This is a genomic window from Butyrivibrio sp. NATIVEDY162 (assembly GCF_045999815.1).
Lineage (GTDB): Bacteria > Bacillota > Clostridia > Lachnospirales > Lachnospiraceae > Butyrivibrio.
This window is the reverse complement of record NZ_CP172573.1, coordinates 3,675,887-3,687,363: the sequence shown is the minus strand read 5'-3', so window position 1 is coordinate 3,687,363 and position 11,477 is coordinate 3,675,887. Positions and strand designations below refer to the sequence as shown.

Below are 11,477 nucleotides of genomic sequence, written 5' to 3'. Positions count from 1 at the left end.
GGTGACTTGTAATAGTTAATTCCACTTTGTAAGAGTAACTTCCACCTTGTAGGAGTAAATTCCACGGGGTGGAGTTTTCTTTTTACAAAAATGATGGATTTTATCCACATTTACGGCTATAATAGCACAAAAGTCGGAAAAATGCGTATGACAATCAGAAGTCGAGTTCACGTTGTCCTGTTAAGAGTTAGTGAATTCCACCCCTAAGAGAAGTAGGTATGAAAGTCATCCAACTACGCAGAACTCCGGCTTTTTTATTATGAAATGGAAGTTTCTGCTCCGCAGAAACCTCGGAATTTAATAGTTAATGATCAAAATACAGGCTGAGACATGATTAACGTCCTCCGGAGGCTCAGGGCTCCGCCCTAAGAACCTGCAAGGGACTAGTCCCTTGACCCTTTAACTGGGCTCTGCCCAGACCCGTCCTCGCCGGAAGCAGGACAGCAAGCATGCTTGCTGTCTGTTAGTTCAGGATAATCCGTGTCACTGCGTCAAGGGCTGCCCGGGCGCAGGCGCCCAGCGTACTGTCCCTTGACTCCGTTCCCGCTCCATTATGAATTATTCTTTTTGAGCAGTGAAGGTTTTAGAATAATGTCATTAGGCTTTATGATTTCAAATCTAAAAAGCTTTAATACCTTCTTGCCATAGATGAATGAGAGCATTGCATAGGGTGGTTTGTTTCCCAGCTCGGGACGGCTATAGGAGTTGATGTGATTCATCATCAGGTCAATCTGTTCCTGAGTATACTTCCCAATGTCTTTTCCTTTTGGAATGACTCTTCTTATAAATTCATGGTTGTTCTCACAAGCTCCTTTTTCGTTTGGAGCTGATGGATTGCAGTAGAATACTCTTGAGCGCAGCTCGCCATCAGAACTGTATTCGAGTGCTTCAGGATTAGAAAATTCTGTTCCGTTATCACATAAAAGGATAGGGAAGAGTTTCATGAAAAGCTTTTTTCCTAAAAGGTCATATATATCATTGAAGATGTCTATAACCGATTGTGAGTCATTTGCCGGTCTAAGAAAAGCAAGCTGGAACTTCTGTAGAACAAAGTGTATTGTCAGGAGAACGGCGCCGCCCTTAATGCCTTCAACTGAATCGAGTTCCACCACAGGAAGTTCCGGATGCTCCTCACGATATTTTAAGTAATCATCGTAGGTACGCCCCTTTCGGCATGCCTTATCAACTTTCAGTGGAACAGATTTGTTCTTTCTTACTCTGAAGCGGACTTTTCTTGGCATATCAACGTTCCTGCCATCAAAGAGTCCGTTGTCCACATATGTGTAAATGGTCTTTTCGCAGCGGAGTATCTTGTCAGGATTGTTAGTGAGGATGTGGTGTATTGACTGCCCATTCATAAGGAGGGGACTTACAACTGAATTGAGCTGCTTAAGTTCCTTCTCTGTGAGGTTGAAGCCGGATCGGGATTCACTCCTTAAGTCTTCGTACTCTTTCTGCGCATAGCGTGCATTATAAAGATGCTTCTCAAGGGTGCATGTGTTTCTCACGCTGCATCCGTTGCATACATATGGAGGCTTTGTATGAAGAGGACAGAGTTCCTTCTCATAATCCGGACATGCAGGTATGCATGATCCACAGCTTCTGCAGTTCTTTTTGTTTTTCCTGGTACACTCGTCACAGGCATCCCCATAGTGAGTGCAGTGTGTTCTGTTGGCGCAGTCATTGAAAGGTCGATAAGGAGCGCCCTTCTTTTCATATATTATATGTGCTCTGACTTCTTTTGAAATAGTGGTACAGTCTTTTCCTATCGCAGCTCCAATGGCTTTAAAGCTGAGAGAGTCATCCAAACCATGCTGGATTTCATAACGCTTGTCTAAATCAAGATGCTTGTTCTTATTAGTGGATTCCATAAGTTCCTCCTTAATGCCGGAGAGCATATGTGGATGAACCTATGGATGATATCAATAAGAATTAGTAAATTCCATACCCGAGTTTGGAATTAGTAAGTTCCATGTCGTGTGTTAAAGGGGTGGAATTTAGTTTTACAAGTTACTTTATTCCTCTATTTGTGGGGTATACCATTTTTTTCGTGACTTTTACGCTTTTATGTATTAAAATATAAAAGTTGCGCTACAAACGAATCTATTTTGTAAAAGAAAAGTTTAATTATTTAGGAGGTATTAAAAATGGATTCAAAACGTATGAAGTGGAGTACACTTGCTTTTATAGCTTTCTCCACTGTATGGGGCTTCGGAAACGTTCTTAACGGTTTCGTTTACTTCAATGGTATTCAGGTTATTTTCAGCTGGATACTCATGTTTGCACTTTATTTTATTCCCTACGCTCTTATGGTAGGTGAACTCGGTTCAGCGTTCAAGACATCCGGCGGCGGTGTCAGCTCATGGATTTTAAACACAACAGGTCCTAAGCTTGCGTATTATGCAGGTTGGACATACTGGGCTTGTCACATCACTTATATCGCTTCCAAGTCTTCAGGCGGACTTAAGGCACTTAGCTGGGCAGTTTTCAGAAACGGTGAGACTTATGACTCTTTCCCTACTCTTGCAGTTCAGCTTGTAACCTTTGCAATTCTTCTTATTTTCTGCTGGGTAGCATCAAGAGGTCTTAATCCTCTTAAGAAGCTTGCTACAATTGCAGGAACAAGTATGTTTGTAATGTCCATCCTTTACATCCTTATGATGTTCGCTGCTCCTGCAATCAATCCCGGAGCAGGCTTTGTATCAATGGATTTTACAGCAAAGAGCCTTATTCCCAATTTTGATGTTAAGTACTTTACATCACTTTCAATCCTTGTATTTGCAGTTGGCGGATGTGAGAAGATTTCTCCCTATGTTAACAAGGTAGAGAACCCCAGCAAAGGATTCCCCAGATCAATGATCACACTTGCCATCATGGTTGTTGTTTGCGCAATTCTCGGAACAATCTCAATGGGTATGATGTTTGATCCTGCAGAGATCAATGCTTCTACAGAAAGCTTCAATGCATACAACTCAAACGGAAGCTACTGGGCATTCCAGAAGCTCGGCAATTACTATCATGTAGGTGACAGTCTTCTTATCATCTACGCTGTATGCAACATGATCGGTCAGCTTTCAACACTTGTACTTAGTATCGATGCTCCTCTTCGTATGCTTCTCGATAACGAGGATGCAAGAGAGTTCATCCCTTCAGGTCTTCTTAAGAAGAACGATGCAGGTGCTTATGTAAACGGTATTAAGATGGTTGCCATCCTTTCAGGTTCAATCATTCTTATCCAGTCATTTGTACCCGGTGCTGCTGCCGTACTTAAACAGCTTACAAAGCTTAATTCAGTATGCATGCCTCTTCGTTACCTCTGGGTATTCTTCGCTTACATGGCTCTTCGTAAGGCAGGCGATAAATTCCCTGCAGAGTACCGTTTCGTTAAGAATCAGGGCGTTGCACTGTTCTTTGGTGGCTGGTGCTTCCTTGTAACTGCAGGAAGCTGCATACTTGGTATGTATGATGCAGATCCATTCACATTTGCTCTTAACGTAATCACTCCTCTTGTACTTACAGGACTTGGTGTAATTCTTCCTATCATAGCCAAGAATGAAAAGTCCAATAAGTCATATAAAAAAGCTGCATAAATTTTCATAGACACCCCAGCTCCGAGGGGGCCCGGATGTAAAGAAAGGCTGCCACACAAAATTGTGTGGCAGCCTCTGTTATTTTGAGCAGATCACTTTGTTTCCTGTTTTCATCTTTTCATCGATTCATATTGCCGTCGTAAACAACCGAATCAACAACTCTTCTACTATCATTGCAATACACAACAATATTTATTCCTTTACCCTGCTTCGCATACTCGACATCATCAATCTTGATAGAGCATGCATCTCCGGCATAATATCCTTTTGAAGTAACAGCATAATCTACAAGTTTATTTCTGGCACTTCCTACATAGTGAAGAGCAGCTCTGTCATAATCCTGACTTACCTGTTCGTCGCTCTTAACACCATAATAGCCTTCGTATTCATCTGTTGGCAGTTCAAATCCCATCTTATTAAACGCCTTCTTAACCTCATCTGTGGCACAGAAGGAAATATCATTTTTACCGGCAACAAGAACCGTATATCTTGGCTTATCTATCTCTTCCAGGTAGTCTTCAATATTCTTGATATTACTTATTTTACAGTCTTCAACAACATGCTGATAATAGTCTTCAGTATCCGCATACTGAGCATCATAATGCTCTCCTTCAACCGAATAGTCATCCTGAAGCAATTTGGCTATATACCTGGATAATCTCTTAGCGCCCCATACATTGGTGTGCCAGTCATCATTCATATCCTTTTTCCACTTAAATCCTGAGCCTTCATATGCTATATACTCATTAAAGTCGCAGAACTCCACATTATGATCGTTGGCATATTGCTGAATTGTATTATGCCTGAACTCATCCCAGCTTGCTGATGGGGTTTTCGTAATTATCAAATCAATCTCATTGTCATCGCAAAGAGTCACTATCTTGTCAAGATACTGCATCATCAACTCTTCCGGCTCTGCATAAGCTTCAAGGTTGCTGACAATAATCGGCTCAAAATCGGAATCTGAAGTACCTCTTTGTCCAAGAGCTGAAAATCCCTTAAGCTCATAATGTCTTTCAAGCTTTACAAATTCAAAATCATTTTCATTCAGATCCATCCATCTGTTATGGAATCTCACATTCTGAAATATATAGCTATTCACCGCCTGCTTCGGATCAAGTCTGCAGATATCGTGTATCGCTTCCCACTTCACCTTGGACCACTTCATGGCATCCATAGCCATTCTGGTAAAGGCCTCTGATGTATTTAATGGTTCCGATGGATCAAAAGGGTAAAGCATATATGCATCAAGAATAACAGCACTGGGCTTTTGATACTTTAACGCCTCCTGTAACCAGTAGTACGATACAACAAGATTTTGCTGCTCACATGCAAGGTTGTAGCTTGTGATTCCATACTTATCATATATCACCTGCGGATTAAAAGCCGCTGCCGCGTGAGAACTTCCCAAAAATAAAACGTCGATCGAATCACGGTCCATTTTGTAAAACCCCTTGTAGGTAGAGGTTGTCGGCCACAAGTCTTCAAAATATTTTTTAGGGGTTATAACATAATTAACTAACACTATTACAAAGCTTGTTATAAGTGCAAATATTATGACCCTGATAGCAAATGTGAAGTGTTTTTTCATTTAAAAACCTCCATAAATAAAATCCTGAGCATCAAAGCCAAAGCCATATGTACCAAACAGTATGATTCCGACAATTGCAGCGAGGTATACGCCCCATCTGAAAACAAGAGGCTGCACATAAACTCTTTCTCCAACAGATCTGCCATCTTCCTGATACTTTCCTACCTTGTGAAGAACATAAATTCCAAGTCCGAGGATCACTATCTCCTTCCACTCAAGTCCAAGAGTAAATATTCTGTTATTAAGGATTACCCAGGGGTTGAACTCTGTTGTCATATCTATAATGAGTTCTACTCCCTTTCTAAGTGTTTCTGCACGAAATATAATCCATGCAAAATTTACCAGCAAAAAAGTACCTGCCATTTTGATCCACTTTTTCTTTTTTGAGTCATCACTTATTTTGCAGATTCCATATATCTTTTCTCTAATATCATATGTGAAGTCACCAATTATCTGATATATTGCGTGAATAAGCCCCCATACTATAAATTTGAATCCCGCACCATGCCATAGGCCGCTTATCAGGAATGTTATGAGAAGGTTAATATACTTTCTGAACTTTCCTTTTCTGTTTCCTCCAAGGGGAATATAAATATAGTCCCTAAGCCATGAGCTAAGGGAAATATGCCATCTTCTCCAGAAGTCCTTTATTGAAATAGCATAATAAGGATGTTCAAAATTCTTTGCAAGTTCAATACCAAACAGTCCGCTCACTCCCCTTGCAAGTGTGGTACATGCAAGAAAATCTGCATATAACTGAATACTATATAAAAATGAAGCAAGCCAGATATATGCACCTGAATATGCGGGATAGTTGTCAAATACCGTATTCACTATTATGGCAGCTTTATCCGCTATTACCAGCTTAAGAAAGAATCCCCAGATTATCTGTTGAAAGCCCTTTACAGTTTTTTCCTCGCTAAATCTGTTACCATGAACCAGCTGATGCTGGAGCTGTCCGTATCTCGGAATAGGTCCCTGAATGAGCTGTGGAAAAAATGAAGCAAAAAGTGCAAACTTTGCAATATTCTTTTCCGGTAGATCTCTCTCCATGTAAATATCTACCATATAGCCTATCAGCTGTAATGTGTAAAATGATATTCCAAGAGGTACCAGAAAACTTATGGGATCACGTCCCATAATCTCAGAAATCACAAAGTTTGTATTTTTGATCACAAGCCATGGAGCTGTAACGCCTGTAATTCCGGCGATCAGCATGACCTTTTTCGCAGTTCCCTTCAATTTGCTCAGAATAAGTCCCGCAAAGAAGCTTATGAAAATCGTACCGAGAAAAATCCACCATCCCGTCTTATAAAAAGCTACATAAAAGGCAATATTGCCGGCAAGCAAAACAATCCATCTTATTTTTATAGGGAAAGCATAATAGAACAAAAGTGTGATAAGCACCAATGCATAATATTTCAAAGAAATATAAATCATTGACGTTCCCTCCCACGCCCAAAAAATCACAAAAATAATCAGGTATCACATCCGCCGGATACAACGGTATAGTGCTCTGATAAAGTATCCTTAAGATACAAAAAAACCATCTTTAGGATTATATCATAAAGATGGTTCCCGTATTGTCTGACTTTATGATGTTTTTTGCATCACTTCCTGCTCATGCAGTTCCTGTATATCATCCAGAGCTGAAAGCATCGGCTTTATATCCTTACCTCGTATATTTCTGTCCACATAGTTTTTGGTTATCTTCATCACTGTTCCGCTAAGTGTGATAACACCTATAAGGTTTGGAATAGCCATCATTCCGTTGAAGGTATCGGACAGATCCCATGCAAGTGTCAGATCCATTGTCGCACCAATAACAACAAACGCAACAAATACTATCTGATAAAACTTAACGCTTTTTGTTCCAAAAAGATACTCAAATCCTTTACTTCCATATTGACTCCAACCAAGCACGGTTGAAAAAGCAAAACACAGTATGGCAACTGCAATAAATGCTGCCCCGAATTTTCCATATACTGTTGAAAAAGCCTCTGCTACAAGAGCAGTTGAAACCTGATCTGAGAGCACTTTTCCCGTATCAAGATCTACAAGACCGCTTGAAAGAATGGAAAAAGCCGTTATCGTGCAGACTATCATGGTGTCCGCAAACACTTCAAAGATTCCCCACATACCCTGAATTACAGGTTCTCTTACATTGGAGCTTGAGTGAACCATTACTGATGAGCCAAGACCTGCCTCATTAGAGAACACGCCTCTCTTCATACCCCACTGTACAGCCATGGCAACACCGCTTCCAACTATTCCTCCACCTACAGCTCTCATTCCGAATGCACCCTTGATAATAGATGCAAAAACTGCGCCGAAATTGCCTATATTTATAATGCATACCACAAGAGCTCCGATAACATAAATGATTGCCATAAAAGGAACCAGCTTCTCTGTAACCGCTGCAATTCTCTTAAGACCTCCAACAATAACCAGCCCTGCAAATATCATCAGCACAATACCTGTAATAATGTGCGGAATTCCAAAAGCCGAGTTCATATTAACTGCTATTGAATTAATCTGTCCCATATTACCTATTCCAAAGGAAGCAAGTACGCAGAATATACTGAAAAGGACAGCCAAAATACTGCCTATCTGCTTGCAACCCTTCTTTTCTCCAAGGCCGTCAGTGAGGTAGTACATAGCACCACCGCACCACTCATTTTTCTCATTTCTTCTCCTGTAATAAATGCCGAGAACATTTTCAGAGAAGTTAGTCATCATCCCGAAAAACGCAACGATCCACATCCAGAATATTGCTCCGGGGCCACCTGCAGCAATAGCAGCAGCAACGCCGGCAATATTACCTGTTCCTATTGTAGCTGCAAGCGCCGTACAAAGGCTCTGGAACTGAGAAATCTGTGTATCCTCTTTATGTGTATGAGCTGTTACATGATCATCCTTAAAAATGCCGCCAACTGTATTCCTTACCCAATGTCTAAAATGTGATATCTGGAAAAACCTTGTGAGGCATGTCATTAAAATTCCACATCCAACCAGAAGAATCAGCATAGGCAGTCCCCATACAAATCCATTTACAGCGTTGTTTACTGTCTCCACCATTTTCAAAAATTCACTCATAAGCTCTCTCCTAACATTATCTTTAGTTAATAATGGATAACCGGGAAGATGTCCCAATCAAGATTGTATACATTGATACATTTGTTAGCATTTTAAAGCATTAAAGTGTTAACGTCAAGAAGTATCTAAAAAACAGCGAAAAAAGTCCTGATTATTAAGCTTCATTTTGTATACTATTAGGCTTGTTTACCCTGAAGCATTTTGTATAATATGTAAGGATTTTTTAGTAATACCGAGGTTAAAAAATGAATTATTTAAAGCAGTTTCTAATCATTCTGGCTGTTTCTCTTTTAGGTGAGATTTGTAAAGCCTGTATTCCTCTACCTATACCGGCAAGTATTTATGGAATGGTTTTCATGTTTGTATTCCTTCTTACAGGTATAATAAAGCTCAGCCAGGTCAAAGATGCAGGCAAGTTCCTTATAGAAATTATGCCTGTCATGTTCATTCCGGCAGGAGTAGGGCTTATGGCTTCATGGAATGTGCTTCAGACAGTACTTCTTCCGGTTTCAGTTATTACCGTTATAACAATTTTCACTGTAATGGCTTCTACTGGATTGATTTCTCAGGCTGTTATAAACAGAAAGAAAAAAGCATCTGATGATGTAACATCTTTTAAGGAGGCAGCATGATTACTGAGTTTATGAAAAACAGTGCCTACGCCGGTGTTACAATAAGTCTTATCTCTTATAGCTTAGGTGCATGGCTAAAAAAGAAATTCGGATTTGCTTTTTTTAATCCGCTTCTTATATCTATAATTGCGACTATTTTGTTCTTGTTTACCTGTGGTATCGATTATGATACTTATAATGAAGGTGCAAAATACCTCAGCTGGCTCCTGACTCCCGCTACCGTATGTCTTGCCATACCGTTGTATGAAGAGCTGGAGCTTCTAAAAAGTAATGCAAAAGCAGTGATTCTTGGCATAACAGCAGGAGTTCTCACAAGTCTTGCCACAGTATTTGTTTTGGCAAAGCTCATGGGCCTGTCTCATGAAAGCTACGTCACTCTTCTTCCAAAGTCCATTACTACAGCCATCGGCATGGGTGTATCCGAAGAATTGGGTGGCTATGTCACCATCACAGTAGCGGTTATTGTTATCACAGGAGTCCTTGGGAATATTTTTGGAGAATTGATATGTAAGATATGCAGAATCCATGAGCCCATATCAAAAGGTCTGGCACTTGGAACTGCCGCACATGCCATTGGCACAGCCAAAGCCATGGAAATCGGAGAAATAGAAGGTGCTATGAGTTCTCTTTCCATAGCTGTCGCCGGAATTTTGACTGTACTATTTGCAACTATGTTTGCAGGGCTGATCTGACTATAGCTACATGACCTGTTAAAAAAGGGCTGATCTGACTACATCTAAATGACCTGTTAAAAAAGGGCTTCTACAACGATTTAATATAGAATCTGTTCATAGCGCTATGCACTATTTCCTTAGGTTTTTCTATTTCTCTGTAGCCACATTTTTCATAAATGTGTATAGCCGCTTTCAGGTTGTCATGGGTCTCAAGATATGCATATTTATATCCTGAATCTATCATTTTCTTTTCAACGAGTGCGATAAGTTCATATCCAAGTCCCGAGCCCTTCACCGGTTCAGCAAGATATAACTTTTGAAGTTCAGCAGTATCTTCCTTCAACTCAAACTTAGCAAATCCGATGCCTCCAATAATAGTTCCATCAGAATCCTCAATAACAAAATATTTTTTATCTTTTGTTCCGTAAATATCGCTGAGACGATCTAAGCCCTCGTCATAATAGACAGTTCCCGGAATATCCAGGTTATATTTTTCAAGATTATCTCTTACGATCTTTGCAATCTGTGTATTATCAGCTGCTGTAATTTCTCTGTATTTAAGCATTTGCTTCCCCATGTTTTGTGCTCAGTCTTACAAACAGCAGATTTCTTAGTGTTCTGCTATTTGTTTCAATACATACTCAAGCTCTACATCTTTTCCAATACTATCCGGATTCCAGGGAATATATACATCAACCGGAACACCTTTTTGTCCAAGCCCTTTTCCATGGTCAATTCGTGTATCCCTTGAAGTAGGATAAACAAGTTTAAAATCATCAAAATCAACCATTGATACGTTTGAGTAATCAGTTATTCCTGCAGTAGGTCTGCCCACTATAGTCACTTTGGGAGAAAATGACATTGCCTCTACGAAGGAATCACCTGAAGATCCACAGCCTTCGTCAGTGATGATCCATACTTTCTCCGGATTTGTCCTTCCACACATATCAAGAGGCGTATCATCCCTCTCCTCAATCAAACCTTTTCCAAAGTTTGATTTGAGATCTGATAGCATCTTATCAGCTATAGGTTTTACATCCTCAGGAATGCTGTCACCAAAGAAGCTCTTTATCAGCTTGATCCTGTCATTACAGTTTCTCTCCGAATAATTAATAGCTACAGGATATTGAATATTCACATATTTATTTACCGGTTCTCCATTAGGAAAACAGTATTCAAAAAGAGGAAAGTAAGCTAAATCAGCTCCTCCTCCATTTCCACGGACATCAATTATCAGGTTCTTACAGGTATCAAGCTCTTTTTTGCAATCATCAAATAATTTGCTAATGGCATCTGCATCTACAAAATCCTTAAATCTAAGGTATAATGTGCCATTTTCATAAGTTCTAAAATGATAATCCGTCTCTTGTTCTGATTCTGTTCCGCGCTTAAGCTGTACCTCTTCAATGGTTCCGTCATCATGCTCCACAGTCAGATAGTGATAAAAAGTGATAATCGAAGGCCATAGCATTCCCTGTCGTTCCAATGACTCTCCCATAAGCATAACTTGTTCCTTTTTTTCTATCTCCGGTATAGTCATTCCATCAACCTGTGTTATCTTGTCCCCCGGAATTAGTCCTGTGTCCTTATTGGCTCCTGTGACATAGAGCTTATCTTCATATCTCATTACAGAAAAGCCTGTATTTTTCATAGTAGTATCGCGAAAGCTAACATGTGCATACACCTTGAACCCGGAAAGATATTGCTGAACAACATGAACAAACTCGCTTCTCTCCATATCATTAGTAATTAATTTTGAATATTTTTCGTGTTCCCCGGCTCCGTAATCAGGATATGTTGCAGAGTCCTTTTCCATGATACTTACTATCTCACTAAAAATTTCTTTATAAGTCACTTTTTTCCTCCCCTTTTCCCCATTTTTCCTTAGCAGATT

The 11,477-nt window shown here is 40.0% G+C and carries 9 protein-coding genes; 3 read left to right on the top strand and 6 right to left on the bottom strand.

The window, feature by feature from the left end:
• Positions 1 to 551: 551 nt before the first annotated feature.
• Positions 552 to 1,871, bottom strand: a complete 1,320-nt coding sequence (locus tag ACHCNF_RS16055) for an IS30 family transposase (RefSeq protein WP_408070750.1) — start codon at positions 1,869 to 1,871, stop codon at positions 552 to 554.
• A gap of 276 nt (positions 1,872 to 2,147) precedes the next feature.
• Between ACHCNF_RS16055 and ACHCNF_RS16050 the strand changes: the two genes are divergently transcribed.
• Entirely contained in the window at positions 2,148 to 3,590 is a 1,443-nt protein-coding gene (locus ACHCNF_RS16050; RefSeq protein WP_408070749.1) for an APC family permease, read from the top strand.
• A 118-nt stretch (positions 3,591 to 3,708) separates the two neighbouring features.
• Here the strand turns inward: ACHCNF_RS16050 and ACHCNF_RS16045 are convergent, their stop codons facing one another.
• From ACHCNF_RS16045 to ACHCNF_RS16035, 3 genes are all read right to left on the bottom strand, one after another.
• Positions 3,709 to 5,181 (bottom strand): hypothetical protein, encoded by a 1,473-nt coding sequence (locus tag ACHCNF_RS16045; protein ID WP_408070748.1) that lies wholly within the window; start codon positions 5,179 to 5,181, stop codon positions 3,709 to 3,711.
• The gene (locus tag ACHCNF_RS16040; RefSeq protein ID WP_408070747.1) at positions 5,182 to 6,621 is read right to left on the bottom strand and encodes an MBOAT family O-acyltransferase; all 1,440 of its coding nucleotides are present in this window, start codon (positions 6,619 to 6,621) and stop codon (positions 5,182 to 5,184) included.
• Between the two features lie 153 nt (positions 6,622 to 6,774).
• Positions 6,775 to 8,277, bottom strand: coding sequence for an alanine/glycine:cation symporter family protein (locus tag ACHCNF_RS16035; RefSeq protein ID WP_408070746.1), 1,503 nt, complete (start codon positions 8,275 to 8,277; stop codon positions 6,775 to 6,777).
• Positions 8,278 to 8,522: 245 nt separating this feature from the next.
• On the opposite strand from ACHCNF_RS16035, the gene ACHCNF_RS16030 reads away from it, so the two are divergent.
• Both ACHCNF_RS16030 and ACHCNF_RS16025 read left to right on the top strand, forming a co-directional pair.
• A complete protein-coding gene (locus ACHCNF_RS16030) occupies positions 8,523 to 8,909 on the top strand; it encodes a CidA/LrgA family protein (protein ID WP_408070744.1) in 387 nt (128 codons plus the stop codon).
• Positions 8,906 to 9,601, top strand: coding sequence for an LrgB family protein (locus ACHCNF_RS16025; RefSeq protein ID WP_408070743.1), 696 nt, complete (start codon positions 8,906 to 8,908; stop codon positions 9,599 to 9,601). The genes ACHCNF_RS16030 and ACHCNF_RS16025 overlap by 4 nt, the downstream gene beginning before the upstream one ends.
• Positions 9,602 to 9,671: 70 nt before the next feature.
• On the opposite strand, the gene ACHCNF_RS16020 is transcribed toward ACHCNF_RS16025, so the two are convergent.
• Entirely contained in the window at positions 9,672 to 10,148 is a 477-nt protein-coding gene (locus ACHCNF_RS16020) for a GNAT family N-acetyltransferase (RefSeq protein ID WP_408070742.1), read from the bottom strand.
• Positions 10,149 to 10,193: 45 nt separating this feature from the next.
• Complete coding sequence (locus ACHCNF_RS16015) at positions 10,194 to 11,438, bottom strand: S41 family peptidase (protein WP_408070741.1); 1,245 nt, start codon at positions 11,436 to 11,438, stop codon at positions 10,194 to 10,196.
• Positions 11,439 to 11,477: the final 39 nt, after the last annotated feature.

Coding starts and splice junctions, on each gene's coding strand:
- ACHCNF_RS16055 (WP_408070750.1), bottom strand. CDS start 1,871: ATGGAATCCACTAATAAGAACAAGCATCTTGATTTAGACAAGCGTTAT.
- ACHCNF_RS16045 (WP_408070748.1), bottom strand. CDS start 5,181: ATGAAAAAACACTTCACATTTGCTATCAGGGTCATAATATTTGCACTT.
- ACHCNF_RS16040 (WP_408070747.1), bottom strand. CDS start 6,621: ATGATTTATATTTCTTTGAAATATTATGCATTGGTGCTTATCACACTT.
- ACHCNF_RS16030 (WP_408070744.1), top strand. CDS start 8,523: ATGAATTATTTAAAGCAGTTTCTAATCATTCTGGCTGTTTCTCTTTTA.
- ACHCNF_RS16050 (WP_408070749.1), top strand. CDS start 2,148: ATGGATTCAAAACGTATGAAGTGGAGTACACTTGCTTTTATAGCTTTC.
- ACHCNF_RS16035 (WP_408070746.1), bottom strand. CDS start 8,277: ATGAGTGAATTTTTGAAAATGGTGGAGACAGTAAACAACGCTGTAAAT.
- ACHCNF_RS16025 (WP_408070743.1), top strand. CDS start 8,906: ATGATTACTGAGTTTATGAAAAACAGTGCCTACGCCGGTGTTACAATA.
- ACHCNF_RS16020 (WP_408070742.1), bottom strand. CDS start 10,148: ATGCTTAAATACAGAGAAATTACAGCAGCTGATAATACACAGATTGCA.